Genomic DNA, 26,640 nt, shown 5'->3' on the forward strand with positions numbered 1-26,640 from the left:
AGGCCCGATCCCACAAATAGGTACGGACTGGACTTACAGGGTTTCGTCGCCCTGGTTCCAGTTGCACGGGCAAAGTTCGTCGGTCTGCAGGGCGTCGAGAATACGAAGCGCTTCCTGCGGGTTACGACCAACGTTCAGGTCATTGACCTGTACGTGACGGATGATGTTGTCCGGGTCGATGATGAAGGTCGCGCGCAGCGCAACACCGGCGTCTTTCGCCAGAACACCAAGGGCGGTCGAGAGTTCTTTTTTCTCGTCAGCCAGCCATACGAACGGGCTGTCGCCCAGGTCTTCGTGGTGCGTACGCCATGCAGCGTGCACGAAGTCGGTGTCGGTCGAGCAACCCAGAAGAACCGCGTCACGGTCTTCGAAATCACCATTCAGTTCGCCGTAACCAACGATCTCGGTCGGGCAAACAAAGGTGAAGTCTTTCGGCCAGAAGAACAGGATCTTCCATTTGCCTTCATAGGACTTGTCGGTAACCGGTGCGAAGCTGTCCGGGGTTTTGCCCGAAACGCCGGTAAGATTGAATTCTGGAAGCGTATCACCAACGGTAAGCATTATGGTTACTCCTAACCCAGTTTGTAAAAACAACGAGCGGCCCCCGACAGGCCGCAAAAACTTTTGTGTGCAGTTGCAAAAAATGCACTGCTTGCTAGCGATTTGTAGAGAAATGCATTACCTAAGACAAATAGATAAAACTTGGATTCTTGATAGGAAAAATTTATGGCTGCCCAACCAAGCATCAAGCAGCTCAAATACCTTGTTGCACTTTCCGAAACCGGACATTTTGGCCGCGCTGCAGAGACTTGCTTCATTACGCAGCCAAGTTTGTCGGCTGCGATAAGCGAGCTTGAGAACCTTCTGGGCGCCCAACTGGTCGAACGCAACAAGCGCCAAGTCCTGATGACGCCACTCGGTGAAGAGGTCGTCTCGCGGGCGCGAAATATCCTTCAGGAAGTTGATGAATTAACCACCATGGCGCAGGCCGCCTCCGACCCGCTTTCGGGCCCGATCCATATTGGTGTCATTCCGACCATCGGTCCCTATCTGTTGCCTGATGTGATGGCTGCACTCAAGGCGGGCTTCCCGAAATTGCAGCCGCTTCTCCGCGAAGACCAAACCGCCAAGCTGGTGGAACTTCTGATGGCGGGCAAACTCGATCTTGCCCTGATTGCGCTGCCGATTGATGAAAACTGGCTTGAAGAGTTCGAATTGTTCGAGGATCGCTTTGTCTTTGCCTGTGCGCCGAACAATCCGCTGACGCACAAAAAGTATCTCGAAATCAGCGACATCAAGGATGAAAAACTCCTGCTGCTTGAAGACGGGCATTGCCTGCGCGATCAGGCGCTTGAAGTCTGTCAGAAGGCGGGCTGGAACAAGTCGGCTGATTTCCAGGCCAACAGTCTCTCAACCCTGGTTCAGATGGTCGGGGCCGGCATCGGTGCCACACTGTTGCCGGAAATGTCGCTTGAAGTCGAAGCCCGTCGGCCGGATCTGCTTAAGATCGTGCCGTTTGAAAATCCGGTGCCGATCCGGCGCATCGGCATGGTTTGGCGCCGCAGTTCGGCCCGCAAGCTGGAATATCGCCAGTTGGCAGCCTACCTGCGCGATCGTCTTGCCCCGCGTGATCAGGCCGTCGTCGCCTGATCGGCAGCCCGTTGCCCGCCGTACCACTTAGGACACAGACAACAGACATAGCCAATGCTGCCGATCAAGGACAACAACCCGACCACCATCACGCCATGGGTCACCTACGCGATCATTGCGATCAATGTCGTGGTGTTTCTCGGCACCGTCACCCTTGATCCGCGCGCAGCGATCCTTGTGAACCTGCAATATGGTGCCATCCCGGCCGTACTGTTTGGTCATGCCGAACTGCCACCGGGTTTTTCGCCCTTTCCGGCCGGTTTCGGGTTCCTGTCGATCTTTTCGGCGATGTTCATGCATGGCGGCTGGATGCATCTGGGCGGTAATATGCTGTATCTCTGGATCTTCGGGAACAATGTCGAAGACGCGATGGGGCATTTCCGCTTTCTGATCTTTTATCTCGCCTGTGGCGTTGCCGCCGCCCTTGGGCATGGGTTGCTTGATACCCAGTCAGAAATCCCCATGATCGGGGCATCCGGTGCGTTGGCCGGGGTGCTGGGTGCCTATTTCCTGCTTTATCCCAAGGCGCGCGTCCTGGTCTGGTTCTTCTGGGTGTTTATCTTTTATGTCCCGGCCGTGGTCGTGCTTGGCTTCTGGTTTATCACGCAGGTGATCAATTTCGGCAGTGGTGCTGGCGGCGGCATTGCATGGGTTGCTCATATCGCGGGCTTTGTCGCAGGCGTCGCGCTGATCCCGCTCTTCAAGCATCGCAATGTGCCGCTGTGGCATGATGGCTCCCCCGCACCGGCCTTTGGCATCTATCGCCCAGGCCGCAAAACACGCGGCAGCACATCGAACATCCCGCCCTGGGCGGCGGCCTACGAGGCAGAGCGCGCCGCCAAACGTGCCAATATGCGCCGCGATCAGCGCGGACCTTGGGGTAAAGAGGGCGAGGAGCGCGATGCATCCCCGTGGGGCCGCTATCAGCCAAAATCGTCACCAAAACCAAAATCCAAACCATCGGTTGGCGTCCCGAAAGTTGTCCGCTTGCATCCGGACCGCAACAAGGACGATACTTAGGCCAAAGAAAAAATATCGTCCCAGGAGGATACCGTCATGCGCGCAGCCTACTTCACCGACTATCAGGGCCCGATCGAGGTTCAGAATGTCGCCGACCCGACCCCGCAAAATGGCGGTGTGGTCATCAAGGTCGAGGCCACCGGCCTGTGTCGCAGTGACTGGCATGGCTGGATGGGCCATGATTCCGATGTGCAGGTCCCCCATGTGCCGGGCCATGAGTTTGCCGGTACCATCGTTGCGGTCGGCAAGGACATCAAACGCTGGCAGGAAGGTGATCGTGTCACCGTCCCGTTCGTATCGGGCTGCGGCCACTGCCCGGAATGCCATAGCGGCAATCATCAGGTCTGCGATCATCAATTCCAGCCGGGCTTTACCGGCTGGGGAAGCTTTGCCGAATATGTCGCGATTGATTACGCCGATACCAACCTTGTCCGCCTGCCCGATGAAATGGATTTCGCGACCGCAGCAAGCCTCGGCTGTCGCTTTGCCACCAGCTTCCGCGGCGTGATTGACCAAGGCAAGGTTTCTGCCGGTCAAATCGTCGCCGTCCACGGCGCGGGTGGTGTTGGCCTGTCGGCGATCATGATTGCCGCGGCCGCTGGCGCCTATGTCATCGCGGTCGACATTGATGATGCCAAGCTCGACTTCGCCAAGGAAATCGGTGCCAATGCGGTGTTAAATGCCCGCGCAATTGATGACATCCCGGCCGCGATCAAGGACATCACCCGGGGTGGTGCGCATGTGTCGGTCGATGCACTTGGAAGTGCTGTGACCTGCTTTAACTCGGTCGCATCTTTGCGCAAGCGCGGCAAACATATTCAGATCGGGCTGATGACCGGTGATCATGCCCATGCCAAGGTGCCGATGGATCGCGTTGTTGCCCATGAACTTGAAATCCTGGGCAGCCACGGCATGCAGGCATTTCGCTATGACGCGATGCTCGACATGATCCTGTCTGGCAAGCTTGCGCCGCAAAAACTGATTGCAGATCGCGTCACCCTTGCCGAAGGCGCAACAGCGCTGATGAATATGGACAGCTTCTCCTCGACCGGTGTCACCGTGATTGATCGGTTCTGATCCATGCTGGCCGGTATTGCCTTTCAGCCCAAAGACCCGATTGATGATCTTCTGGCCGGGATTGCCGACGCGATGTTGGCAAACGGCAAGTCGGTTGCAGGTTACGTTCAAAAACGCCGCAAGGATGCCGATTGCGGAACCCTGGTGCATGTTCGCAATCTGCGCAGTGGCGATGAAATGCCGATCACGAAAAACCGTGGCAAAATGGCCAAGGGCTGCAAGCTTGATGGTGATGCGCTTTCGACCCTGGCCGCGCAGCTTGCCCGCGATGTCGAAGCGGGATCCGATATCCTGATCATCGCCCGCTTTGGCCGAAGCGAGGCTGAGGGGCGCGGACTTCGTGATGTGATTTCACGCGCACTGGATCTGGAAATTCCGGTTCTGGTCGGGGTGCGCGATGAATATAGTGCTGCGTGGGATGCGTTCCATGGCGGCTATGCCGATGCGCTGGCCCTTAACGCACAAGCCATCGAAAACTGGCTGTCGCAAACACCCGCAGATACGCTGGCTGTCTGAGGATAACCGCTAGCTGCTCTGCCCGACATCACATGCCATGCGGTTCTTGAGCAGAACCGTCTCGGCAAAGCGTTCAAACCACGCCCCGAAAGCCGCATCATATTTCGCCCGCCCGGCCCGCTGGGTATCGGGGCATTGTGCGTTCGGGCGGTCGGTCTTGTCGGCCGCATTCGAAAGCCAGCGTTCATGGGCTTCGTCATCCACCTCCGGGTGGAACTGAATGCCCCAGATACGCTCGTCAATGTGATAGGCCTGATGGGGGAATGTCGGGCCGGTCGCAACCAACTCCGCCCCGTCGGGAATGCCAAACCCTTCACTGTGCCAGTGATAAACCATCAGTTCATCGGGAAACAGATGTTCGCCTGCTTCTGTCGCCTGCACCGGGTAATAGCCGATTTCGGTCATGCCTTCGGGATGGGGCACAACATCGGCACCAAGATGGCGCGCCATCATCTGCGCGCCAAGGCAAATACCCAGATACATCGCATCACTGGCCACCACATGTGGCAACCAGTTCATGATCGCACGCACATTATCCAGATGATCGTCATTGGCACTCATCGGGCCGCCAAACACGACAACCAGATGATATTTGCCAAGATCGGTCGGCAGCGGATCCCCTTCACCGGGACGGCGAATATCGAACTCAAACCCGTAGCGGCGCATCACCGTTCCCAACCGCCCCGGCTGTCCGGTGGCAGAGTTGAAAACAAGTAGAATGCGGTTTTTCGGGCTCAGATCGTTCATGCGGTCCTCGTTGCTGCAATAGCGAAGGTAGACTGCACCACGCCGTTTTGACAAGCCCCGCGTCACCAAAATAGCCCGACCAAAACAAAAGGCCACCGCGCAATTTACGGTGGCCTTTGGAATGTTTCCGAAAAAGCGGATGCTTAGACGTTGAATTTGAAGTGGAAGATATCGCCGTCCTTGACGATATAGGTCTTGCCTTCCTGACGCAGCTTGCCGGCATCGCGCGCACCCGCTTCACCGTTAAATTCGATGAAATCGTCATAGGCGATGGTTTCGGCCTTAATAAAGCCGCGTTCGAAATCGGTGTGAATGACACCGGCTGCATTCGGGGCGGTTGCACCTTTGAACACCGTCCATGCGCGCGCCTCTTTCGGACCGACCGTAAAGAAGGTCAAAAGATTAAGCAGCTTGTAACCTTCGCGAATGATACGCGCGAGACCGGTTTCCGAAAGACCAAGACCTTCAAGGAACTCTTTCTTGTCTTCAGCACTGTCAAGCAGGGCAACTTCGGCCTCGATAGCAGCAGAAATCACCACCGAACGTGCACCCTGTGCTTCGGCCATGGCGGCAACCTTGGCGGAAAGTTCGTTGCCTTCCGCTGCACTGTCTTCATCAACGTTGCAAACATAAAGGATCGGTTTGCTGGTCAGAAGCTGCAGCATACGGAACGCCTTGGCTTCGTCTTCGCCGTCAATCTCGACCACGCGGGCCGGTTTACCTTCACGCAGCACTTCAAGCGCGCGCTCGATCAGATCCATCGCCAGCTTGGCGTCCTTGTCGTTCGAACGCGCCTTTTTCTGAAGACCCGGAATACGTTTTTCCAGGCTCTCCATATCGGCCAGCATCAGTTCGGTTTCGATGGTTTCCGCATCACGGACCGGATCGACCGAGTTGTCGACATGGGTGATGTCGTCATCTTCGAAACAACGCAGCACGTGAACGATGGCATCGGTTTCACGAATGTTGGCAAGGAACTGGTTGCCAAGGCCCTCGCCCTTCGATGCACCGCGTACCAAACCGGCAATATCGACAAATTCCAACTGGGTCGGAATGATGTTTGCCGAGTTTGCGATTGCCGCGATCTTGTCAAGGCGCTCGTCCGGGACGCTGACACGACCGGTATTGGGCTCAATCGTGCAGAACGGGAAGTTTGCTGCCTCGGCTGCTGCCGTCTGGGTCAGGGCGTTAAAAAGGGTCGATTTACCAACGTTGGGCAGACCGACAATACCGCATTTGAATCCCATCTTTCCGGGCTCCGTCACTTGAATTTCTGTTTATCAGGATCGGTTTGCGCATGTGCAAACCAGACTATTTCTTTTTGCCAAATGCCTTGGCAAGCGCTTCGGCCATGGCCGAGGCTGCATTACTTACCGGGGTATCGGCGCGCTCAAGCCGCACCTTTGCCGCCCCTGAAAGATCATTGATGCCTTCACCTGCCTGCGGCTCGGTTGATGCATCTTTGTCTTTGTCGCCCTTTTCGCCCTTATCGCCCCCGGGCTTGTCAGCAGCCGGTTTGTCCTTTTTCGGCGCCTTTGGCTTGGGCGGTGAAACGATGGCGGAAACCTTGCTCATAAAGCCGCCATCATCGCCCTTGGTCAGGCGCCCGAATTCCGCGGCCACCGCATCCAGAAGCGTCATCAGCCAGCCATCCTGTTCGGCCTTGGAGAAATCCCCAAGCACATGACCATGCACGCGGGATTTCTCCCCCGGATGACCAATGCCCAAACGAACGCGGCGATATTCCTTGCCACAATGGGCGTCAATTGATCGCAAACCGTTATGGCCGCCATGGCCGCCGCCGCGTTTGACGCGCAGCTTGCCCGGTGGCAGGTCCAGCTCATCATGCAGGACAATAACGTCTTCGACCGGAATCTTGTAAAAGCGCAGCACTTCGCCAACGCTTTGCCCCGAAAGGTTCATGAAGGTTTCCGGTTTCAGAACCAGAACCTTTTGGCCGTTCAATTCACCTTCGGAAATCTGGCCCTGGAACTTTTTGCGCCAGGGACCAAAAGAATAGCGGCGGACGAGTTCGTCCGCCGCCATGAAGCCAATGTTGTGACGATTGGCGGCATATCCCGATCCCGGGTTTCCCAATCCAACCACCAGAAACATCGTAAGACCTCGATCTTATTCTTCGGTCGCTGCTTCTTCTTCGCCTTCTTCGTCAGAAGATTCGTTCTCTTCCGAACGCAGAGCAGACGGCGCAGCAACGGTTGCGACCGTGAAGTCACGATCGGTAATCGTAAGCTCGACACCTTTCGGCAGTTTGATCGCCGAAATGTGGATCGAGTCACCAACTTCAACACCGGTCAGGTCAAAGACCAGCTCTTCCGGAATTGCAGACGGTGCGCAAAGAACTTCGACGTCGTGACGAACGATGTTCAGAACACCGCCTTTTTTGAGGCCCGGGGATTTCTCTTCGTTTACGAAGCGAACCGGAACTTCAACGTTGATCGTCTGGCCTTTGGAGAAGCGCAGGAAGTCAACGTGCAGAATTTCGTCAGATACTTTGTCGAACTGAACGTCGCGCGGCAGAACTTCGTATTTCTCTTTGCCAACCTGAACGGTCAGAACGTGGGAATAGAAGCCCGGCGCATGCAGAAGTTTCCAAAGCGGACGCGGGTCAACCTGGAACAGAACAGCTTCCTGTTTTGCACCATAGATAACACCAGGGACCATACCGGCACGACGCACGGCACGGGCGGCCCCCTTTCCGGCCCGTTCACGGATTTCCGCATTGATAACAGAATTTGCCATCGGAAAATCTCCTTGAACTAAAAGTAGTTTGTCCCCGCAGGTTGGTGAGAATCACCGCTGAAAGCCTGCGAAAACAAGTGCGGTGGCCTCCAGGGGTGCCACCGCAGCGAGGGCCTTATACCCTCAATCGAAAAGAACGGAAACAGATTTTTCTTCCGAAATGCGGCGGATGGCTTCTGCCATCAGCGGTGCAATCGGAAGCTGTCTGATTTTTCCACAATCACGCACCGCATCGGATGCCTTGATCGAGTCACTGGTGACAACTTCGGTCATCGGGGAGTTGGCAATACGCTCAACCGCCGGACCCGACAGAACACCATGCGAAACATAGGCCGCAACCGACGATGCACCACGTTCTTTAAGCGCACCGGCCGCATTGCAAAGCGTACCAGCAGAATCAACGATGTCATCGACCAGGATGCATGCCGCGTCCTTGACGTCACCAATGACGTTCATGACTTCGGAAACACCGGCCTGCGGACGACGCTTGTCGATGATGGCAAGTTCGGCATCCAGACGTTTTGCAACCGAACGTGCACGGGCCACACCGCCAACGTCCGGGCTGACGATGACCAGTTTCTGGCCGTCAAACTTGTTACGGATGTCGCTGGTCAGAACCGGCGATGCAAACAGGTTATCAAGCGGAATATCAAAGAAGCCCTGAATCTGACCGGCATGGAGATCCATGGTCAGAACGCGGTCTGCACCGGCAACCGTGATCAGGTTGGCAACCAGTTTCGCCGAAATCGGGGTACGGGGGCCCGATTTACGGTCCTGACGGGCATAGCCGAAATACGGCATCACAGCCGTGATACGACGTGCCGAACCGCGGCGCAGCGCATCAAGCATCACCAGCAGTTCCATCAGGTTGTCGTTTGCGGGATAAGAGGTGCTCTGAATGACAAAAACGTCCTCACCGCGGACGTTTTCCTGTATTTCGCACCAGATTTCCTCATCAGAGAAACGCTTAACATCTGCACGGGTAAGCGGCAGATTAAGATGGTCAGCAATTGCCTCAGCCAACGGGCGGTTACTGTTACCAGCGAGGATCTTCATATCGGGGCCTCGGTTAATGGGTGCCGGGAAAGCGAATAACTAAATCTTTTGCGACTCCGACCCGAACAGATAGCCGTCCCTAGCCTTTTGTTGCCCTTGCCGCCCAACAGCCCGGAAACTGGGAATTTCCCGACCAATCAACGACGCCTTCACGACACTCAAAGACCAAATCCTGACACTTCTGCATACCGGCAGATCGCGGCGGCTTTATAACCAGCCGTTAACAGTCTGTAAATGGGCCCAATGCCGAATAACGACAAGGCAGTCATGCATGTCCGGCCCATTGGCCTCTGGCATCACCGATAACAACGGCAATCAACGCGCCAAAGCGGTCCTGTTATCGGGACGCAGTTGAAGTTTCTTGCTGGTTGCGATCTGTCCCAGAACACCTTCAAGGGTTTCAACCGCCGCCTGTGCGGCAAGGGACGCCACCGAACCCCATCTTTCATCAAGCTGGCCGCGCGGCACGACATTGTTCTGGTTCATCTGGCCCAGTTCCGTGCCATCGACTTCCATGATGATCCATTCAATCGATACACGATCAAGCGGTGTGGTGGTTTCTTCCTTAACCGGGCTGACATCAATGGTGGCAGACAGGATGACACTGTTTTCATCCATCTCGCGGTTATCGACCGTAATCCCGCGCGCCTTCAACAATGCCCCGGCCGACCGTGCAAGGGCTGTATTGCCATCGCCGGGCGCACCGGCAAAATCAATCAGGGCGACCTTCATAAGCGGCGCTGCCCGCAACGAAGACCGATCGCCGGTAATCATGAAGGCAATCTGATCGGCGGGTTGGGCGACCAGCCCCTCATAGGTTTTCGCCACCGGGTCCTCGGCCTTACCTTCAAGTTCGCGGACTTTATCAACCAGTTCCTTCGGAATGGCGAGGTTGCTTTCCTCGGGCCCGGTGGGTTGATCGGCAAACCACTGATCGGCGGCCAGTTCGCCGGTGGACCGGGTGGTATCAATCGCAAGCCCGTCCGGGCGCATCAGAACCCAGGTGATATCAAGATCAGCACCGGTATCACTCAGGCTGGCCTGAACATTCGGGCGCAGGATGTAATCCCCGCCCGTCTCAGATTCGCTATAGGCCGGAATATCACGCAGACGAAGGGCACGTGCCATCGCACGCGCCAGATGGGCCGATGCCCCTTCGGGAAGATCTTCAGTATTTTCCACGCGCACAGTGCCGGTATCACGCAGCTCAAGCAATGCCGGATCACCGGCCCGACCAGCCCCCTCGAACGGGCGCGGCAAATCGCCACAGGCCGCAAGCAACCCAGCCAGACCAATAACCAAAACAACAGAACGCAGGAAAGACTTCATAGGGGCACTTCTAAAACGGGATTTACGCCATCACATGATGACGCAACCAACCATGGTCGCGATGATCATAAAGAAAAAAAGCATTATCAGATGTGGCATGGCATATCCCCCGGGGTCCCTACGCCTCTGTCAACATGATTGCCGAAAGCTGCCGACCGTAATCGGGCTCCTTGCGAAGCGTCGTGCGGCGATAACTGTAAAAAAGATCTTCCTCGGCCAACGTATCGCGCGCCACAAGCTCGACCGAGGCAACCCCGGTGGCAATCGTCCGCCGCCGGACATATTCCGGCAGATCAAACATGAAATGCCCGTCGCGCGACGACCGATCAAATAGATCTTCCTGGCCTTCCGGTCCGGCAAGGATGGTATCGCGAAACGTGCCATCAACCTCATAGGATTTGCGCGCAATGCATGGCCCAACAGCGGCGTGAATGTTTTCGCGCTTGGCACCCAGTTTTTCCATCGCATCGACCGTGCTGGCCGATACCCCGCCATGCGACCCGCGCCAGCCGGAATGACAGGCCCCGATCACACCGGCAACCGGATCATGAAACAGAACCGGTGTGCAATCAGCAGTCAAAATACCCAGCATGATGTTCGGGCGATCTGTGACCATCGCGTCGGCCTTTGGTGCCTCGTCACGCGACAGCGGCTTATCCAAAACGGCCACATCAATGCCATGCACCTGATACACCGTGGTCAGTCGATCCGGGCTGGTATCAAACGCGGATGCCGCACGGGCGCGATTTTCAGCCACGCGGTCCTTGTCGTCATCGGATCCGAAACCGACATTCAACCCGCCATGGATACCATCACTGACCCCGCCTTTGCGGCTTAAGAACCCGTGGCGCACTCCATCCTTGTCCGACAGGTTGGCGGCTTCAAACCAGGTCAGCCCGTTGCTGCTGCGTTCGATCCCGTCGGTAACCTGGCTGATCGGATGTGTCATGCTGGCCTGCTCCGTTCCCAAAGGCGTTGTGCTTGCGGTCAATTTAGCCCGCCACGCCACTGACGCAAGGCGGCGGGGTGGTATCGCGACCATACGCGATCAGAACTTTAAAAAGCGTTCCCATCTGATCGGCATCAATCAACCGCGACAACGCCTGATCAATCGCGGTTTTCTGGGCATCATCGGCACTGGTTTTCAAATGCTCGGCCCGCTGTTCGATGCCAAGCATCCGCAAAAACGTCCCTTGCGTCAGGACGGCACCAGTACGCGCCCCCGCCTCGTTCATTGCCCGCCCGATGGCGGCAAAATCAACATGCGCGGTCAGATCGGCATCGCCCGGATCTCTCAGAACCGGGTGATATTCATGGCCCTTGAGCGCCTGGAGCGTATCGCCAAACGCGCTGCCCGGGTGACCGTAATCAATAAACAGGGCCCCACCGCCCGTTTCATTCAGGCGTCGTGCAATCTGATCGGCAATGGCAATTGCCGGGGCACAGCTTTCAAAGATATCACCCTTTTTCGCAGCCCCGCGCATGGTGGCCGGAATCAGCGCATCCGTGATCGGCGTTTCCGCCCCACGGACAAAGCCAAGTTCGCCGGTTTTGGCATCAAGCCCGACCAAACGTTCGGCCCAGCCTTTCTCGCCGCGCTCGAACTGCCGGATCGGCAGCGCGTCAAAGAACTCGTTGCCGATCACAATCGCCGGGACGTTGGCGCGGGTCGGAATGTCATCAAACGTTTCATGCCAGGTTGCCGGAATGCCGTACGCCATGATCGATGTTTGTTGATGGGTGCGTAAGACCGGGCTGGTTTCAACAAACCGCACGGTCAGGGCATCGCCAATGCCCGGCACATTGCGTACCGCCCGCAGCGCGTCTGACATCAATGTTCCACGACCCGGCCCCAATTCGATCAGATCGATTTTCGGCGGACTGCCCATCTGTTGCCAGGTGACCGCCGCCCAAAGGCCGATCAACTCGCCAAACATCTGGCTGACTTCCGGTGCGGTGATGAAGTCACCGGCACGCCCGAACGGGTCCTGCTTGCGGTAATAGCCGTGCTCGGGATGGGCCAGTGCCTCGGTCATGAAATCGGCAATGGTGATCGGGCCCGATACATTGATCCGGCGTTTGATATCGGCCAAAAGCGGGCTGTCGGTCGCAGAACTCATAATTACGCGTTTTCGGCTTCTTTGGGGTGAATGCGGGTTTCAATCGGTTTGGATTTCAACGCATAGATAATGCAACCAATCCCGGCCAGCACCATCGGGATCGACAGGACCTGCCCCATGGTAATGCCCCCGGCAAGGTAACCAAGCTGCGCATCCGGCTGGCGGAAGAATTCGACGATGATGCGCGAAATGCCATAGCCCGCCACAAACGTTCCGCCAAGGATCCCCGGACGATGGCGCACGAATGCTTTGCGCGACAGGATAAACAGCACAACAAACAGGATAAGTCCTTCAAGGGCTGCTTCATAAAGCTGGCTTGGATGGCGCGGCTCCGGCCCGCCATTGGGGAATACGAAGCCCCACGCAACATCGGTGGTGCGGCCATACAATTCGCCATTGATGAAATTGGCAATCCGGCCAAAGAACAAACCAATCGGGGTCGCCACCGCGGCGGCGTCCAAAACGGCAAGGATCGAAATATTGCGCTTTCTGGCAAACAGAATGATCGCAACAATCACGCCCATGAACCCGCCATGGAACGCCATGCCGCCCTGCCAGACCTTCAGGATATTGGCCGGGTTATCCAGATAATAATCCAGATTGTAAAACAGGATATAGCCCAACCGCCCGCCGAGGATCACGCCCAGCGTTGCCCAGAACAGCAAATCATCAACATCGCGTTTGCTCATGATGTTGGGCGTTTTGGTGCAGTAATAGACCACATATTTCCAGCCCAGCAGCAGACCGGCAATATAAGCCAGCGCATACCAGCGAATGGCAATCGGGCCGATGGAAATCGCAATCGGGTCTATCGCCGGAAAGGCAAGGCTCAGCATCTGGAATACTCCGGATCAGCAGATTGGGTTTGATGATAAGGCCGCTCTGAGGTCGCAAAGGAGTTGGGCAGCATCATGGCAAACCCACCCCGAACAATGCAGGCGACACTCAGCGGAACGGATCCTCGGTCGCAAGATAATCCTGCACATAGGACCGCACGCCTTCTTCAAGCGATGTCATTTCCTTGCCATACCCCGCTTCGCGCAGCTTGGTCATATTGGCTTCGGTGAAATACTGGTACTTGTCGCGGATCGATTCCGGCGTCGGCACGAACTTGATATCGGGCTCCTTGCCCATGGCGCTAAACACTGCCAGTGCCAGATCCTTGAAGCTGCGCGCCTTGCCGGTGCCGATATTGAAAAGATCGCTGACCTGCGGGTTGTCATAAAGCCACATGATGATGTCGACCACATCACCGACCCAGACGAAGTCACGCAACTGGCCACCATCTTCGTAATCGGGATGATGCGATTTAAACAGGGTCGCTGTTTCGCCCGCCGACAGCTTGTCAAACAGTTGTGACACCACAGACCGCATACCGCCCTTGTGGTACTCGTTCGGGCCATAGACGTTAAAAAACTTAAGCCCCGCCCATTGTTTGGGACGGAAACCGTTTTGATCGAGAATACGACGGAACCGGCGATCAGTGGCATGCTTGGACCAGCCATAGGCATTGAGCGGTGCCAGTTTCGCCAGATCGGCGTCGTCAAAGCTGTCATCAAAGCCCTGCTTGCCATCGCCGTAGGTTGCCGCCGAGGATGCATAGATCAGGCGCGATGAATGACGTGAACACCATTCCCACAGCCAGGCGGTCAGTTTCAGGTTGTTGACAACAATCTTGTCGGCATCGGTTTCCGTGGTCGCGGAAATCGCGCCCATATGGAAAATCGCCTCGACATTGCCTGCATGCTCTTCAAGGAAATGCGGCAGTTCATCGGGATGAACAATGTCACGCAGGTTCCGCTTGGCGATGTTTTTCCATTTGATGCCATCGCGCAGGCGATCAACGACAACAATGTCGGTTTCGCCACGCTCTTCAAGGGCAGCAACAATATTGGAACCGATAAACCCGGCACCACCAGTGACAATAAGCATTGCATTCTCCTGACGGGGCCGCCCTGCCCTGATGGGTCAAGACGACTGATCACGTTTGTCGACACTTTATAAGACCGCCCCTGATCTGGAGCAAGAAAAGCCATGCAAAATAACGCTATCGTCACGTCCGCTTCATGACGTGCGGCTTGCCCTGAGCCGATGATGCGCCATATTATGCCCAACAACAGATTCAAAAAAGCCGGAGACCATTATGCAGATCAACAACCGCATTCTCGATGACCTGACCCGTGTCACCAATTCCGCATTGGGCACCATGACCGGTGTCAAAGGCGAAGTAGATGCCATGATCCGCCAGCAGTTTGAAAAGATCCTGCTCAATATGGATCTGGTCACCCGCGAGGAATATGACGTCGTACACGATGTTGCTGTCCGTGCCGCCGAACGCATTGATGCGCTCGAAGCCAAGATTGCCGATCTTGAAAAGCGTCTTGATGCAGCTGAGCCGGCCAAGAAACCAGCCGCCAAACGCAGCACCACCAAGGCTGCCCCGAAGGCCGCCCCCAAAACGGCGGCAAAAAAAGACGCCTGATCGGGCCAATCATCCCCATATAATTCCCATATATGCGAAATGACGCGGGCGTTTTACGCGCCTGCGCCAACATTTGCTGTCACAAGCAGGGCCGCTTGACGGTCGATCAAATGGACCGGGCAAACAGGCCGGGTAACAATGATCCGAATATTCATTGCTGTCCTGCGCGCAGCAGCGGTTGAAACAAAGCGTTCACCGGCATATAGTGCGCGCCCTTTCGCACATGCTTGAACAGGCTGGGTATTAATGAACGACCAAATGGAAGATATCGGCGACATCGGCGATGAAAACCCGCTGATCCTGGTCGAGGATATCGCCCGCACCAACCAGTGGCATCTGGAACGCCGCAGCTCGGACGAGATTGTGGTCGAAATTCCGGCCCACTGGTGCACCTATCTGGTCTATTTCACCTGGCGTGAAGATGCCGAGGCGCTTCATATCGCGTGCTGCTTTGATCTGTTCGTGCCCGAGCCGCTGCGCCCGCGCATTTATGAGCTGGTTGCCAAATGTAACGAGCAACTCTGGATCGGGCATTTCGGTCTGTGGCTGGAAGAAAACATGCCGCTGTTCCGCCACACCCTGCTGTTTGGTGGCGATGTCCCACCGATGGTCGAACAATTCGAGGAACTGATCGATATCGCGCTTTCGGAATGCGAACGTTTCTTCCCGGCGTTTAACTTTGTCCTTGGCCAGGGGAAAACCCCGGACGAAGCCTTGATGCACGCGATGCTCGAACCTGCCGGTCAGGCTTAATAAGAAAACCTCTGATAAGCTTGCATTGAAAAGGACGGCAGCATTGCCGTCCTTTGTCGTTTCAGGACTGCTTTTTGCGCCTGTCTCGCTATGATCCCGACCACACGCCAATCACGCCCCTCTTGCTCTCAGCACTGACTTGACCCACCTTGAGAAGATCGCTACGGCATTGCATCATGTGCGTTGATCCTCCACGATCAACCAAACCCGATGGATAAAGCGGAGCAGAATTTATGAATACGCGTCTTTTGCTGGTTGGCTGTGGCAAGATGGGCAGTGCCATGCTCGAAGGCTGGCTGGCCCGCGGGCTTCAGGCATCGAATGTCTTTATCGTCGAACAGACCGAAACGGCTGAAAAGCTTGAAGCGCAATACGGCATCAATGGCGTTCCCGACATTGACCACATACGCGAAGACTTCATCCCGCAAGTTGTCCTGTTTGCCGTCAAGCCACAGGTCCTACCCGATCTGATTGACGCCTATAAACCGCTGGTGCGCGCCGAAACGGTCTTTTTGTCCGTCGCCGCAGGCAAAACCATCGACTTCTTCACAAGCCACCTTGGCGAACATGCCCGCATCGTGCGTGCCATGCCCAATACGCCCGCCGCGGTGTCGCGCGGCATGACCGTGATGTGCCCGACCGAAAATGTCAGCATCGCCCAGCGCGACATGTGCCAGACCCTGCTTGAAGCCGTCGGCATGGTGTCCTGGATCGAGGATGAAAGCCTGATGGATGCCGTCCCCGGCCTGTCGGGCAGTGGGCCTGCCTATATCTTCCATCTGGTCGAAGCCATGGCGCAGGCGGGCGAGGCTGCCGGCCTTCCGGCCGATCAGGCGATGACCCTTGCCCGCCAGACTGTGGTTGGCGCGGGCTTCCTGCTTGATGCCAGCGAAGAAAGTGCGGCGACCCTGCGTGAGAATGTCACAAGCCCCGGCGGTACGACGGCGGCCGCACTCAATGTTCTGATGGATCCGAAAACCGGCCTGCCCGATTTGATGACACGCGCGGTCGCCGCCGCCCGTGATCGGTCCAAGGAACTGGCGGGCTAACACCGCCCCCGACCGAAGACACCCAACCCAAGGAGAACATCATGCCACCCAAAAAGGATATCCCCAATCTCCTGATCGATGCGGCCCTGAAGCTGGCCGCAGAAAAGGACTGGCATGATGTCACCCTGATCGATATCGCCACCGAAGCCGGCGTTTCGGTTGCCGAATGTTATGACCACTGCAGCAGCAAGGGCGATCTTCTGCGCCGCTTTGTCAAACGCGTTGACCGCGAAGTTTTGGCCGATATCGACTCTGAAGATTTCAATGAACCCGGTCATGATCGCCTGATCGCGGTGATCATGGCGCGGTTTGATATTCTCTCTGATTACCGCCTGGCCCTTCGCTCGATCATCAATGCCGGCGGGGATCTTGGCCCGGCCGACGGGCTGCGGGCAATCAAGACCCATTTTGGTGCCATGCGCTGGATGCTGGAGGCCGCCGGTTTTCAAACAGCGGGCCTTCATGGCAGCATGCGGGTTGCGGGCTTGACGGCGGTTTACGCCAAGACCTTCAAACACTGGCTTGATGATGACAGCACCGATTTTGGCCCGACCATGGCCTACCTTGATCGCGAACTTTCCAAGGCCGCCAATTGGGACCGTCAGGTTGAAAAGGGTCTTGGCAAAGCATCATCGATTTGTGGTAAAATCAAGAAACGGTGTCGCAATTTTTCGATCAAAAAATCACCGTCTAAGGGCGATAACAGCCCTGCCGATGCACCATCAGATCAGGCGACGTCAACCACGGCCAACAGCTAATTCCCTGATCTGAAACGCAAAAACCGGATATACACCCAAGGTTATGATTTTGACATAAAAAAATAACCTATAAGTTTTTGTGCAGTGCAAAATAATCCTTGACGAAAGGCGATCATTCCGGCATATTGCAGTTGAATTTGTGCGGCGCACAATAGCGCCTCATTGCATATCTGTCGCAAACTAATGGAGTGCAAACCATGACCGCCGCAAAAAAGGCAACCAATCCGTTCTTTGATCTCGACTTCACCAAATACACTGCGGATTTCAAAGTTCCGGGTGTAGACGTGAACGAAATGATGGCTTTCCAGCGTAAAAACGTGGAAGCCCTGACCAAAGCCAACAAGGTGGCCTTCGACGGTTTCCAGGCTGTCGCTCAGCGCCAGAGCGAGATCTTCAAAACGCTGCTGGATAAAGTTCAGACCCAGGGCAAAGATTTCGCTGCTACTTCTGCTGACGACCCGATGGCTTCGGCTGCAAAACAGACCGAAGCTGCAAAAACGGCTTACGAAGAAGCCCTTGCAAATGCCAAGGAACTGTCAGGTCTGGTAACCAAGTCCCAGGAAGAAGCTCTTGCTCTTCTGCAGACTCGCTTTACCGAATCCCTTGACGAATTCAAAGCTGCTATCGAAAAGACCGCAGCTTCGAAATAACAGCTTTGGCTGTTAAATTCCCGTAATCTACTTGATGGCAGGGCCTTTTGGTCCTGCCATTTTTCTTTTGTGGTCCCTGTCCCCAATCACGCGTTTTTGCTCAAACTCCGGAATTCATATCGCGTTGATGGTTTGGGCTTATCAGTCTCGACTGATCTCACTAAGCTGACTCCAAATTAAGGAGACAGCCATGAGTGACGAAATCAGTTTTGATGATTTCCTGAAGGTCGACATTCGGGTCGGCACCGTGATCGACGCACAGGAATTTCCCGAGGCCCGCCGCCCAGCACTCAAGCTCTGGGTCGATTTCGGGCCCGAAATCGGGACAAAGAAAACATCTGCCCAGATCACCAAACACTACACACCCGAAAAGCTGATCGGCCGTCAGGTCGCCGGTGTGGTCAATTTCCCCAAAAAACAGGTAGGCCCCTTCATGTCAGAATTCCTCTGTCTTGGTTTTCCCGACGGAGATGACGACAAGGGTATTGTCCTGATCCGCCCGGATCAGGATGTGCCAAACGGGTCACGCCTGTTTTAGAGCACGTAGCGTTAGGCACAAAAGAAAAGGACGGATATCGTCATTGCGATACCCGCCCTTTTCCCGCTCGTGTCACGCTCCCGGCAGGGTTAGCGTGCCAAAATGCCCGATGCTTCACGCGTTCGGCCAACAATCAGGGGAATAGCTTCTGATGCCTTGATCATGTCGTTGAACGAACGCTGGGATGTCTCAAGGGAAGTCTGTACGCCTTGCATCTCGCTGCTGACCTGATGGGTGATTTCAGCTTGCTGTGAAACAGCCAGCGACACCACCGCCACCCGACTGAGCATCGCCTTAAGATCCCCCCGGACAGCTGTCGAAACACGTGCCGTTTCACCGACGCATTTTTCCAAAACTTCGATCTGCTCAATAATGGCGGGATCATCACGTGCGCAGTCGCGCAATACATCAAGTGCCTTTTCAATCGATGCAATCGCCCCGTCACTTTCAATTGCATGATCGAATGCGTGATCGGCAACCGATCGCAGCTCGGTCATGCGTTGGGCTGTTTCATCGACACTGCTGACAAGCCGTCCGGCGACCATCGCACTGACTTCCAGATGCGCATGCGCCTGACGCCATGACGCCGCAACATCCTCGTAACGCTGGTCAATCTTGCCAACGGTCTGATCAATTTCGTCGAAACCGGCTTCAAGTGTCGATTTCAAATTAGCCAGTGACGTGACCTGTTCGGTAATATCGCTGGCAAGTTTGACGATCTTGCACACTTTCCCGTCGGCCCCGTAAACCGGGCTATAGCTCGCTTCAAACCAGACCTCGCGACCGTCCTTGCCAAAACGCTTGAACTGGCAGGCCCTGTTTTTGCCCTTTGCCAACGACCGCCAGAATGTACGGTACTCGGCACTCGCGGCATAATCGGGATCAACAAACATGCTGTGATGTTTGCCTGCCACTTCCGACAGGCTGTAACCCATGGCGACGAGGAAATTGTAATTGGCTGTGAGGATGTTGCCCTTGGTGTCGAACTCAATCACGGCTTGGCTATGTTCAATCGCGTCCACTTTGCCTTGCAGGTCGGCCAAACTGTCATGACGCGTGGTAACATCAACGCCTAGCCGGACGATGCGGATTACCTTGCCATTGCGGTCTCTCACCGGACCGACAGTTTCTTCAACCCACTTGCGCTCCCCGGTCTTTGTGATCCACGGCAATATGACACTTTTGGATTTACCGGCCCGCAAATCAACCCAGCACAGACCATACTCGGCCGCCTCAACCACATCGTCCGACAAAAACATCGAATGGTGACGGCCGAGAACCTCTTTTTCGTCATATCCGGTCAATGCAAGGAAATTGTCATTTACACTGATGACATTGCCCGTCAGGTCCAGCTCCGCAACAGAAAACGACGCGTCAATCATGCCGAAAACGTCATCGAACTCATCAGCGGCTTCAACAGTTATGGATGTCAGTGAATTCATGGACAACTCCGGCATATCGCAACTACGCTAAACGGGTTCATTTGATGTGCCGACTATCGCCTGACCATGCCTGATACGATATCCCCATTTGGGGAGGGTTAATATACATCAGTATATATATTGGTATAATTTTCATAGCAAGGCACCAACGTATAAAAAGAGGCAGTATGCAAAAGCATCCCGCCTCTTTTGTTCAAAATGGTCTGGGCTTTGGGCTTGAGGCTCTTAGCGCGCAAGCACCAGTGCCGCCTCTCGGGTCCGCCCGACACTGCCCGACACGATCGAGGACGCATCGCGAATAAAGTTCACGCTGCTTGCGAACTGCTCAACAGAGTTCGCCATGCTTTGCATGTTGCTTGAAACCTGCTGGGTCACAGCACTCTGTTCCTCGACGGCCGAGGAAATCGTGGTGACATTGTTCAGCACGTCTTCAACTTCCGTCCGAATTGATCCCAGCACGCCGGCGACTTCGCCAGCGATGTTCTGGACACCTTCGATCTCGCCAGTAATCTGTTCGGTGGCCTTGGCAACCTGATTGGCCAGGTTTTTGACTTCATTGGCGACAACCGCAAAGCCTTTGCCTGCTTCGCCAGCACGGGCGGATTCAATCGTCGCGTTCAGTGCCAGCAAATTGATCTGCCCTGCAATACCCTGAATGACATCAATGATGCTGCTCATCGCCGTAACGACTTCGCTCATTTTCTCAGTTGATGCGCCTGCGGCGATGGATTTTTCAAACACCTGATCGGTTGATGCGCGCGCCTCTGCCATACTACGAGAAATCTCGGCAATAGATGCAGCAAGCTCTTCAGCCGCGGCAGCAACTGTTTGCACATTCGAAGATGTTTCTTCACAGCTTGAATGCGCAACCGTTGAACGCTGTTCCAGCTCACCCAGGCTCTGGTCAATGTCGCCAAAGTTGCTGTCGATCATCTGTTTCAGGTCTGTCAGAAGTTTGACCTGTTCTGTGATGTCGCTGGCATATTTTACCACCTTGTACGGCACGCCGTCGGCATCAAAGATCGGGTTATAGGATGCCTCGATCCAGATTTCCTTGCCACCCTTGGCAAATCGTTTGAATTGCTGCGAGGTAAAGTTACCTTTGGCGAGTTCGCGCCAGAAATCGACGTAGTCACGGCTATTTGCATAATCAGGATCAACAAACATGCGATGATGTTTGCCGACAATTTCCGAAAGCTGATAGCCCATCACCGACAGGAAGTTGTCATTGGCATCAAGGATATTACCGTTCAGGTCAAACTCAATCACAGCCTGACTGCGATTAATCGCATTCACCTTGCCTTCGAAATCGGCCATGGTTTCCTGACGCTTGGTGATGTCAGATGCAAATTTCACAATCTTGGTAACATTGCCCTTGCTGTCGCGCACCGGGTTATAGGTTGCCTCGATCCAGACACGTCGGCCGGTTTTGGTAATGCGCGGGAATGCGGCACTTTTGAAGAAACCCTTGCGCAAATCAGACCAAAAGGCGTCGTAATCCGGACTTTTGCGAATTTCCTCGGGCACGAACATTGCGTGATGCTTGCCAACGATCTCGGAAAGCTCATAACCCATAACATCAAGGAAATTCTTGTTCGCACGCAGGATCTTGCCCTGCAGATCAAATTCAATGACCGCAAGTGATTGCTCAAGCGCACCCAAAGTCATGGCAGCACTCTGGGAACCGGAACGTTTGAAAATACTGAAAAAGCCCATTTCTGTCTCCATTGACACCGCACCAGGACATCGAACAAGTTTCCAAACCTGACGCTTCATGAGCTCAAATTACGCGACTGCGAAAATTCCAAACATCCCCATTTGGGGAGGCATATATACCTACGTATACAACCAAGTATAAATACCGGATTTCGCCAAAACAAAAAAGGCAGCACCCGACGGATGCTGCCTTCTGATCTCGCGGCCAAAATGTGGCCAGCTACTTATTTCTCGACGAACGCCTTTTCGATGACGAAGTGGCCCGGTTCGTTCATGTTGCCTTCCTTGCCACCCCACTCAAGAAGCATCTTGCGGGTGTCGGCAATCATCTGCGGGTTGCCGCACAGCATGAAACGATCATTCTCAAGTGTCGGCTTTTCCAGACCAAGGTCGTCATAAAGCTTGCCCGATTCCATCAGTTCGGTGATACGACCCTGATGCTTGAACTCTTCGCGGGTCACGGTCGGATAATACAGAAGCTTGTTCTGAACATCTTCACCGAAGAATTCGTTGTTTGGCAGTTCGCTGTGAATGAATTCCTGATAGGCCAGCTCGCGGACTTCGCGGCAACCATGCACCAGGATCACCTTCTCATAGCGCTCATAGGTCTCGTAATCGCGGATTACGCTCATGAACGGTGCGAGGCCCGTACCGGTCGACAACAGCCACAGGTTCTTGCCCGGCAAAAGGTTGTCATGGATCAGGGTTCCGGTGGGTTTACGCCCAACCAGGATCTTGTCGCCAACCTTGATGTGCTGCAAACGTGATGTCAGCGGACCGTTCGGCACCTTGATCGAGAAGAATTCAAGTTCTTCATCATAATTCGCACTGACCATCGAATAGGCGCGCAAAAGCGGCTTGCCATCAACTTCGAGGCCGATCATGGCGAACTGACCATTGATGAATCGGAAGCCCGGATCACGGGTGGTCTTGAACGTGAAGAGAGTGTCAGTCCAGTGGTGGACATAGGTGACGGTTTCTTCGTTTAAATTGCTGGCCATAACGCTACATCAATCCGTTTCGTCTGTCTGAGTGTGGAACCGCGGCGGGAAACACGGAGTATATATCCCGGCACGCATTCCATGCCAAGTTGCCGCGATTTAACATCAATCAAGCGTATATCGCAAGCAAACAATCAAAATTTATTGTCATTTTGTGTGAATTACATAATTTTATGTATATTTAGTGTGAAATACCATTTTGCGATCCACCCACCCCTGGAACGAATTGGTTTCACGCCAAACAATCTCTGTGCGGTTTGATAAGCCCGCCTGCCACTTGATGCAATGACACATCGCAATGAATGCGGGCGATGTTGGTGGGTAATTGCTCGTCACTCACGTCTGTGTGTCTATTGGCGTTTGGCCTTGTCGCATAGGTCAACGCTTCATAAGATCAGGCTTTACCCATAAACAAAAACAATCAGGAAGCTCCATGTCGTCGAGAAAGCCTCTGACCACAGATTTCATTCCCATTCCGCTGCCCGACTATCGCGAATATGACGTGGAAGAAATGCGCACCCGCGCGCAAGAATTTTACGACGACATCAAAACCCGCCATACCGTGCGCGATTTCTCTGACCGCCCGGTGCCGCGCGACATTATTGAAACTTGCATCCGTGCTGCGGGCACCGCACCAAACGGCGCAAACCATCAACCGTGGCATTTCTCGGTAATCGGCGATCAGGCGATGAAACGCAAAATCCGCCTGGCGGCAGAGGAAGAAGAACGCGCGTTCTATGAAGGCCGTGCTGGCGAAGAATGGCTCGATGCCCTCAAACCGTTGGGCACAGATGACGCCAAACCCTTTCTGGAAACTGCCCCGTGGCTGATCTGCATTTTCGGTGAACGCAAAAGCACATCAGCCGACGGCAAACTTCGCAAAAACTATTACGTACCGGAATCGGTCTCCATCGCCACGGGCTTCCTGATTGCCGCCCTGCACCGCGCTGGCCTTGCCACCCTGACCCACACGCCAAACCCGATGAGCTTCCTGACCGACATTTGCGGACGCCAGGACCACAACAAGCCCTACATCCTGCTGGTCACCGGCTACCCGGCGGCGGATGCCACCATCCCGGCCCACGCGACCGAGAAAAAGGACCTCTCGGAAATTGCGACCTTCTTTTGATAACCTGCACCGCTGAAACAAAAAAGCCCCGCCGTTCAATGGCGGGGCTTTTGCAATTTAATGTGCAGACCTTAATGCCCGATTGGCAGAACCAACCGCACACGAAGCCCACCGCCCGGCGCATCTTCAAGCAAGACCTCGCCACCGTGACCACGTGCGGAATCACGTGCGATGGTCATGCCAAGACCGACGCCGCCGGTCGCCTGATTGCGGGACTCTTCAAGACGGTAAAACGGCTTGAAGACCTCTTCGCGTTTGTCGGCGGGAATGCCGGGACCATCATCGTCAAAGACAATCTCGTAATCCTGTCCCCGACGACCAGCACGCACTGACAGGTTTGTCGCATACCGCCCGGCATTGGACATGATGTTTGCAATACAACGTTTCATGGATTGCGGGCGCAGTTCCATCTCTAGGCTGTCTTCGATATGAAGATCAATCTGCTGGCCGTCACGTAATGCCTCGCCAACCTGATCGGTCAGGAGCTTGCCAATATCGGTCAGAACTGCCTTTTCGCCCTCTTCACCGCGTGCAAAGGCCAGATAGGCATCGACCATGCGCTCCATGTCGATGACATCCTGTTTCAGGGCATCAACACCGGGCGAGCTTTGCTGCATGGCAAGTTCAAGCTTCATGCGGGTCAAGGGCGTGCGCAAATCATGCGACACGCCGGCAAGCAAGGCTGTTCGTTGCGACAAATGCCGCCCGATGCGATCACGCATCGACATAAACGATGTCGCCGCCATACGCACCTCGGCGGCCCCTTCGGGTTTGAAGTTTTCAACATCAACACCGCGCCCGAACTGATCGGCGGCCTTGGCCAGACGTCGGATCGGACGAACCTGATTGCGCATGAAGATCACCGCCACCCCATACAGGATCAAGGCTGACCCCGCGATCCACATAAAGAAGATATAGGTGGTCGAGTTATACAGGCGCTTGCGTGGGGCGATGATCGACATCACCCCGTCTTTTAGCTGTACGCGGATTTCAAGTTTGCGGTCATCAAGGTCAAGGTCAAAGAAGAACGGTCGCTGCAGGCGTTCATCCAGGGCGACATACAATTCCTCGGACACCAATCCAAACGGCGGTTCAGTAATCTGACGTTCAAGGATCGCGTCACGCTCGAAAAAAAGGTCGAGCTCCATGCGTGCGCGTGCCGTGTTCTGAATCCACTCGTAATGTTCCGGATCAGGATACTGGCCCAGATAGTCGATCACGAAAACAACATCCCCGGCAAGCCCCCGGCTCAGTTGGCGGGCAACCGTGTCCCAGTGCCGTTCAAAGAAGATCAGCACGGTCACGATCTGCAACAGCAGCATCGGCGTCATCAGGATCAGAAGCGACCGGCCCAAAAGCCCCGTCGGCATCAATGACTTGATCCGTCCGTTCTGTTCGCTACCCACGCTGCTTATCCCTGTCCGTTTTCATGGTCGCTCATTTTGCGTTCCTCAATCCGTATACAGGACATAGCCCTGACCACGTACTGTCTGCAAGTATCTTGGTTGCTTGGGGTCGTCTTCGAATTTGCGCCTAAGGCGGGTGACCTGCACATCAATGCTACGCGACGCGCTAGGATCAATGGCATTGCCGCTGATCATTCCCTGAAGTTGCTCGCGTGATGTGGTCTGCCCGCGTCGTTTGACAAGCGCTGCTAGTAAGGCCTGCTCCGCCGTCGTCAGATAGATATGCTCGTCCCCACGTTGCAGGATCATGCGTGTCATATCAAACCGGAACGCGCCAAAGGATGCCGTGTTGTCAGATGGATCTGGCGATCCTGGGTTTTCCGGTTCGGGCAATTCGCCATAGCGCCGCAGGATTGCCTCGATACGAAGCACCAGTTCGCGCGGCTCAAACGGTTTGGCCAGATAGTCATCCACCCCGGCTTCAAGACCTGCGATGCGGTCTTCTGTCTCCGACAGTGCGGTAAGCAGAAGGATCGGAACCTTTGATCCGCTTTCGCGCAGGCTGCGCGCCAGATCAACGCCCTTTTCGCCGGGCATCAGAACGTCCAGCACGATCAGATCAAACTGCAATCCCGCAAGGCTGGCACGCGCAGTCGCAGCATCTCGTGCGGCAGATACGTTAAAGCCGTTCTCACCCAGATAGCGGGTAAGAAGGTCACGCAAACGGTCATCATCATCGACCACAAGAACATGTGGCTGATCAGCACCGGTCATCGGATTTCCCTGGGTTCAGGATCGCTGGAGAACAATTTGGTCGCAAAGTCTTTCAAAAGCGTAAGCATGACGACGTCAAAATTATGACAGATCTGACATCCGCCTCATCCGGCACGGCGGCGCAGGCCACCGGGGCCGTCATCCTCGAACCGTTTGCGGTCCTTTTCATCCATCATGCCCATCATAACCTTGCGGAACCCCTCAACCGATTCTGCCCCGGCCTCGCGATAGGCCGCGGCAATCAGGGCGCGCTGCTGTTCGGTCAGTTCGCGTTCAAGCGCCTCGCCCTTTTCAGTCAGGGTCAGCAAACGCTGGCGCCGGTCCTGCACACCGGTCTTTTGTTCGATGAAACCTTCGCGCACCAATTGACCCAGCACGCGCGACAAGGACTGCTTGGTGATCTTGAGAATCGACAACAGGTCACTGACCGTAATACCGGGGTTTCGGCTGACGAAATAGATGACCCGGTGGTGGGCGCGACCAAAATTATATTGCGCAAGCATCTGGTCCGCGACTTCGGTGAAATCACGGTAGGCATAGAACAGCAATTCAATGCCTTGTCTAAGCTCTTCTTCCCTCAGGAAAAGAGGATTGACCTTGCGTGTAGAGATATCTGCCATGCTTATCCGTTATGTCAGTTATATTGACACATTAATCTATGAATGTT

The 26,640-nt window shown here is 55.1% G+C and carries 28 protein-coding genes; 11 read left to right on the forward strand and 17 right to left on the reverse strand.

What is annotated here, in order from left to right:
• Window positions 1-33: 33 nt before the first annotated feature.
• A complete protein-coding gene (locus TH4_RS01840) occupies window positions 34-561 on the reverse strand; it encodes a peroxiredoxin (RefSeq protein WP_008889483.1) in 528 nt (175 codons plus the stop codon).
• A gap of 165 nt (window positions 562-726) precedes the next feature.
• On the opposite strand from TH4_RS01840, the gene TH4_RS01845 reads away from it, so the two are divergent.
• Genes TH4_RS01845 through TH4_RS01860 form a run of 4 tightly spaced genes read left to right on the forward strand, consistent with a single transcriptional unit; the run spans window position 727 to window position 4,263 of the window.
• A complete protein-coding gene (locus tag TH4_RS01845; protein WP_063088730.1) occupies window positions 727-1,650 on the forward strand; it encodes a LysR substrate-binding domain-containing protein in 924 nt (307 codons plus the stop codon).
• A 54-nt stretch (window positions 1,651-1,704) separates the two neighbouring features.
• Complete coding sequence (locus TH4_RS01850) at window positions 1,705-2,670, forward strand: rhomboid family intramembrane serine protease (RefSeq protein ID WP_063088729.1); 966 nt, start codon at window positions 1,705-1,707, stop codon at window positions 2,668-2,670.
• Window positions 2,671-2,706: 36 nt separating this feature from the next.
• Complete coding sequence (locus TH4_RS01855) at window positions 2,707-3,747, forward strand: zinc-dependent alcohol dehydrogenase family protein (protein ID WP_064779696.1); 1,041 nt, start codon at window positions 2,707-2,709, stop codon at window positions 3,745-3,747.
• Between the two features lie 3 nt (window positions 3,748-3,750).
• On the forward strand, window positions 3,751-4,263 hold the full coding sequence (locus tag TH4_RS01860) for a DUF2478 domain-containing protein (RefSeq protein WP_064779697.1): 513 nt from the start codon (window positions 3,751-3,753) through the stop codon (window positions 4,261-4,263).
• A gap of 9 nt (window positions 4,264-4,272) precedes the next feature.
• On the opposite strand, the gene TH4_RS01865 is transcribed toward TH4_RS01860, so the two are convergent.
• The 10 genes from TH4_RS01865 to rfaD form a co-directional block, all read right to left on the reverse strand.
• Window positions 4,273-5,010: a glutamine amidotransferase-related protein gene (locus TH4_RS01865; RefSeq protein WP_064779999.1), complete on the reverse strand. Its 738-nt coding sequence runs from the start codon at window positions 5,008-5,010 to the stop codon at window positions 4,273-4,275.
• Window positions 5,011-5,153: 143 nt separating this feature from the next.
• Window positions 5,154-6,257, reverse strand: a complete 1,104-nt coding sequence (ychF, locus tag TH4_RS01870; RefSeq protein ID WP_063088725.1) for a redox-regulated ATPase YchF — start codon at window positions 6,255-6,257, stop codon at window positions 5,154-5,156.
• 64 nt (window positions 6,258-6,321) lie between these two features.
• Window positions 6,322-7,125: an aminoacyl-tRNA hydrolase gene (gene pth, locus TH4_RS01875; RefSeq protein ID WP_064779698.1), complete on the reverse strand. Its 804-nt coding sequence runs from the start codon at window positions 7,123-7,125 to the stop codon at window positions 6,322-6,324.
• A gap of 15 nt (window positions 7,126-7,140) precedes the next feature.
• A complete protein-coding gene (locus TH4_RS01880) occupies window positions 7,141-7,770 on the reverse strand; it encodes a 50S ribosomal protein L25/general stress protein Ctc (protein ID WP_063088723.1) in 630 nt (209 codons plus the stop codon).
• A 123-nt stretch (window positions 7,771-7,893) separates the two neighbouring features.
• Window positions 7,894-8,826: a ribose-phosphate pyrophosphokinase gene (locus tag TH4_RS01885; protein ID WP_063088722.1), complete on the reverse strand. Its 933-nt coding sequence runs from the start codon at window positions 8,824-8,826 to the stop codon at window positions 7,894-7,896.
• Between the two features lie 315 nt (window positions 8,827-9,141).
• Window positions 9,142-10,155 (reverse strand): hypothetical protein, encoded by a 1,014-nt coding sequence (locus tag TH4_RS01890; RefSeq protein ID WP_064779699.1) that lies wholly within the window; start codon window positions 10,153-10,155, stop codon window positions 9,142-9,144.
• Window positions 10,156-10,273: 118 nt separating this feature from the next.
• Window positions 10,274-11,104: a peptidoglycan editing factor PgeF gene (pgeF, locus tag TH4_RS01895; protein WP_083996939.1), complete on the reverse strand. Its 831-nt coding sequence runs from the start codon at window positions 11,102-11,104 to the stop codon at window positions 10,274-10,276.
• A 43-nt stretch (window positions 11,105-11,147) separates the two neighbouring features.
• Entirely contained in the window at window positions 11,148-12,275 is a 1,128-nt protein-coding gene (locus TH4_RS01900; protein WP_064779700.1) for a class I SAM-dependent methyltransferase, read from the reverse strand.
• A gap of 2 nt (window positions 12,276-12,277) precedes the next feature.
• The gene (gene lgt / locus TH4_RS01905; RefSeq protein ID WP_198155635.1) at window positions 12,278-13,111 is read right to left on the reverse strand and encodes a prolipoprotein diacylglyceryl transferase; all 834 of its coding nucleotides are present in this window, start codon (window positions 13,109-13,111) and stop codon (window positions 12,278-12,280) included.
• Between the two features lie 109 nt (window positions 13,112-13,220).
• Complete coding sequence (gene rfaD / locus TH4_RS01910; RefSeq protein WP_064779701.1) at window positions 13,221-14,207, reverse strand: ADP-glyceromanno-heptose 6-epimerase; 987 nt, start codon at window positions 14,205-14,207, stop codon at window positions 13,221-13,223.
• A gap of 211 nt (window positions 14,208-14,418) precedes the next feature.
• On the opposite strand from rfaD, the gene TH4_RS01915 reads away from it, so the two are divergent.
• The 6 genes from TH4_RS01915 (at window position 14,419) to TH4_RS01940 (ending at window position 18,505) form a co-directional block, all read left to right on the forward strand.
• On the forward strand, window positions 14,419-14,757 hold the full coding sequence (locus tag TH4_RS01915; protein ID WP_064779702.1) for an accessory factor UbiK family protein: 339 nt from the start codon (window positions 14,419-14,421) through the stop codon (window positions 14,755-14,757).
• A 246-nt stretch (window positions 14,758-15,003) separates the two neighbouring features.
• Window positions 15,004-15,510 (forward strand): type III secretion system chaperone family protein, encoded by a 507-nt coding sequence (locus TH4_RS01920; RefSeq protein WP_120224348.1) that lies wholly within the window; start codon window positions 15,004-15,006, stop codon window positions 15,508-15,510.
• A 233-nt stretch (window positions 15,511-15,743) separates the two neighbouring features.
• Window positions 15,744-16,559: a pyrroline-5-carboxylate reductase gene (gene proC, locus TH4_RS01925; protein ID WP_064779703.1), complete on the forward strand. Its 816-nt coding sequence runs from the start codon at window positions 15,744-15,746 to the stop codon at window positions 16,557-16,559.
• A 41-nt stretch (window positions 16,560-16,600) separates the two neighbouring features.
• Window positions 16,601-17,317, forward strand: a complete 717-nt coding sequence (locus TH4_RS01930; protein WP_064779704.1) for a TetR family transcriptional regulator — start codon at window positions 16,601-16,603, stop codon at window positions 17,315-17,317.
• A 197-nt stretch (window positions 17,318-17,514) separates the two neighbouring features.
• Window positions 17,515-17,967, forward strand: coding sequence for a phasin family protein (locus TH4_RS01935; RefSeq protein WP_063088716.1), 453 nt, complete (start codon window positions 17,515-17,517; stop codon window positions 17,965-17,967).
• Between the two features lie 190 nt (window positions 17,968-18,157).
• Window positions 18,158-18,505: a tRNA-binding protein gene (locus TH4_RS01940; RefSeq protein ID WP_064779705.1), complete on the forward strand. Its 348-nt coding sequence runs from the start codon at window positions 18,158-18,160 to the stop codon at window positions 18,503-18,505.
• A gap of 89 nt (window positions 18,506-18,594) precedes the next feature.
• Here the strand turns inward: TH4_RS01940 and TH4_RS01945 are convergent, their stop codons facing one another.
• The 3 genes from TH4_RS01945 to TH4_RS01955 all read right to left on the reverse strand — a co-directional run bounded on the left by TH4_RS01945 (window position 18,595) and on the right by TH4_RS01955 (window position 22,664).
• Complete coding sequence (locus TH4_RS01945; RefSeq protein ID WP_064779706.1) at window positions 18,595-19,947, reverse strand: PAS domain S-box protein; 1,353 nt, start codon at window positions 19,945-19,947, stop codon at window positions 18,595-18,597.
• A 225-nt stretch (window positions 19,948-20,172) separates the two neighbouring features.
• Window positions 20,173-21,663 (reverse strand): methyl-accepting chemotaxis protein, encoded by a 1,491-nt coding sequence (locus TH4_RS01950; protein ID WP_064780001.1) that lies wholly within the window; start codon window positions 21,661-21,663, stop codon window positions 20,173-20,175.
• A 224-nt stretch (window positions 21,664-21,887) separates the two neighbouring features.
• Window positions 21,888-22,664: a ferredoxin--NADP reductase gene (locus TH4_RS01955; RefSeq protein ID WP_063088712.1), complete on the reverse strand. Its 777-nt coding sequence runs from the start codon at window positions 22,662-22,664 to the stop codon at window positions 21,888-21,890.
• Between the two features lie 433 nt (window positions 22,665-23,097).
• Here TH4_RS01955 and TH4_RS01960 point away from each other — a divergent pair, with 433 nt between their 5' ends.
• Window positions 23,098-23,793 (forward strand): nitroreductase family protein, encoded by a 696-nt coding sequence (locus TH4_RS01960; protein ID WP_064779707.1) that lies wholly within the window; start codon window positions 23,098-23,100, stop codon window positions 23,791-23,793.
• A gap of 71 nt (window positions 23,794-23,864) precedes the next feature.
• Here the strand turns inward: TH4_RS01960 and TH4_RS01965 are convergent, their stop codons facing one another.
• The 3 genes from TH4_RS01965 to TH4_RS01975 all read right to left on the reverse strand — a co-directional run bounded on the left by TH4_RS01965 (window position 23,865) and on the right by TH4_RS01975 (window position 26,593).
• Window positions 23,865-25,199, reverse strand: a complete 1,335-nt coding sequence (locus TH4_RS01965) for an ATP-binding protein (protein ID WP_245227678.1) — start codon at window positions 25,197-25,199, stop codon at window positions 23,865-23,867.
• 45 nt (window positions 25,200-25,244) lie between these two features.
• Window positions 25,245-25,973 (reverse strand): response regulator, encoded by a 729-nt coding sequence (locus TH4_RS01970; RefSeq protein WP_064779709.1) that lies wholly within the window; start codon window positions 25,971-25,973, stop codon window positions 25,245-25,247.
• Between the two features lie 104 nt (window positions 25,974-26,077).
• Window positions 26,078-26,593 carry a MarR family winged helix-turn-helix transcriptional regulator gene (locus TH4_RS01975; RefSeq protein ID WP_008889456.1) on the reverse strand — a complete coding sequence of 172 codons (516 nt, stop codon included), beginning with the start codon at window positions 26,591-26,593 and terminating at the stop codon, window positions 26,078-26,080.
• Window positions 26,594-26,640 lie beyond the last annotated feature (47 nt).

Source organism: Thalassospira tepidiphila MCCC 1A03514 (assembly GCF_001662875.1).
Taxonomy (GTDB): Bacteria; Pseudomonadota; Alphaproteobacteria; order Rhodospirillales; family Thalassospiraceae; genus Thalassospira; species Thalassospira tepidiphila.

Excerpts from the sequence above, each read along its gene's own strand:
- TH4_RS01855 (WP_064779696.1), top strand. The coding sequence starts at position 2,707 with ATGCGCGCAGCCTACTTCACCGACTATCAGGGCCCGATCGAGGTTCAG.
- TH4_RS01865 (WP_064779999.1), bottom strand. The coding sequence starts at position 5,010 with ATGAACGATCTGAGCCCGAAAAACCGCATTCTACTTGTTTTCAACTCT.
- TH4_RS01940 (WP_064779705.1), top strand. The coding sequence starts at position 18,158 with ATGAGTGACGAAATCAGTTTTGATGATTTCCTGAAGGTCGACATTCGG.
- TH4_RS01860 (WP_064779697.1), top strand. The coding sequence starts at position 3,751 with ATGCTGGCCGGTATTGCCTTTCAGCCCAAAGACCCGATTGATGATCTT.
- TH4_RS01880 (WP_063088723.1), bottom strand. The coding sequence starts at position 7,770 with ATGGCAAATTCTGTTATCAATGCGGAAATCCGTGAACGGGCCGGAAAG.
- pth (WP_064779698.1), bottom strand. The coding sequence starts at position 7,125 with ATGTTTCTGGTGGTTGGATTGGGAAACCCGGGATCGGGATATGCCGCC.
- pgeF (WP_083996939.1), bottom strand. The coding sequence starts at position 11,104 with ATGACACATCCGATCAGCCAGGTTACCGACGGGATCGAACGCAGCAGC.
- TH4_RS01950 (WP_064780001.1), bottom strand. The coding sequence starts at position 21,663 with ATGGGCTTTTTCAGTATTTTCAAACGTTCCGGTTCCCAGAGTGCTGCC.
- TH4_RS01930 (WP_064779704.1), top strand. The coding sequence starts at position 16,601 with ATGCCACCCAAAAAGGATATCCCCAATCTCCTGATCGATGCGGCCCTG.
- TH4_RS01845 (WP_063088730.1), top strand. The coding sequence starts at position 727 with ATGGCTGCCCAACCAAGCATCAAGCAGCTCAAATACCTTGTTGCACTT.
- TH4_RS01970 (WP_064779709.1), bottom strand. The coding sequence starts at position 25,973 with ATGACCGGTGCTGATCAGCCACATGTTCTTGTGGTCGATGATGATGAC.
- TH4_RS01920 (WP_120224348.1), top strand. The coding sequence starts at position 15,004 with ATGAACGACCAAATGGAAGATATCGGCGACATCGGCGATGAAAACCCG.
- TH4_RS01945 (WP_064779706.1), bottom strand. The coding sequence starts at position 19,947 with ATGAATTCACTGACATCCATAACTGTTGAAGCCGCTGATGAGTTCGAT.
- TH4_RS01960 (WP_064779707.1), top strand. The coding sequence starts at position 23,098 with ATGTCGTCGAGAAAGCCTCTGACCACAGATTTCATTCCCATTCCGCTG.
- TH4_RS01955 (WP_063088712.1), bottom strand. The coding sequence starts at position 22,664 with ATGGCCAGCAATTTAAACGAAGAAACCGTCACCTATGTCCACCACTGG.
- TH4_RS01840 (WP_008889483.1), bottom strand. The coding sequence starts at position 561 with ATGCTTACCGTTGGTGATACGCTTCCAGAATTCAATCTTACCGGCGTT.
- TH4_RS01915 (WP_064779702.1), top strand. The coding sequence starts at position 14,419 with ATGCAGATCAACAACCGCATTCTCGATGACCTGACCCGTGTCACCAAT.
- TH4_RS01885 (WP_063088722.1), bottom strand. The coding sequence starts at position 8,826 with ATGAAGATCCTCGCTGGTAACAGTAACCGCCCGTTGGCTGAGGCAATT.
- TH4_RS01975 (WP_008889456.1), bottom strand. The coding sequence starts at position 26,593 with ATGGCAGATATCTCTACACGCAAGGTCAATCCTCTTTTCCTGAGGGAA.
- TH4_RS01850 (WP_063088729.1), top strand. The coding sequence starts at position 1,705 with ATGCTGCCGATCAAGGACAACAACCCGACCACCATCACGCCATGGGTC.
- lgt (WP_198155635.1), bottom strand. The coding sequence starts at position 13,111 with ATGCTGAGCCTTGCCTTTCCGGCGATAGACCCGATTGCGATTTCCATC.
- ychF (WP_063088725.1), bottom strand. The coding sequence starts at position 6,257 with ATGGGATTCAAATGCGGTATTGTCGGTCTGCCCAACGTTGGTAAATCG.
- TH4_RS01900 (WP_064779700.1), bottom strand. The coding sequence starts at position 12,275 with ATGAGTTCTGCGACCGACAGCCCGCTTTTGGCCGATATCAAACGCCGG.
- TH4_RS01935 (WP_063088716.1), top strand. The coding sequence starts at position 17,515 with ATGACCGCCGCAAAAAAGGCAACCAATCCGTTCTTTGATCTCGACTTC.
- TH4_RS01890 (WP_064779699.1), bottom strand. The coding sequence starts at position 10,155 with ATGAAGTCTTTCCTGCGTTCTGTTGTTTTGGTTATTGGTCTGGCTGGG.
- proC (WP_064779703.1), top strand. The coding sequence starts at position 15,744 with ATGAATACGCGTCTTTTGCTGGTTGGCTGTGGCAAGATGGGCAGTGCC.
- rfaD (WP_064779701.1), bottom strand. The coding sequence starts at position 14,207 with ATGCTTATTGTCACTGGTGGTGCCGGGTTTATCGGTTCCAATATTGTT.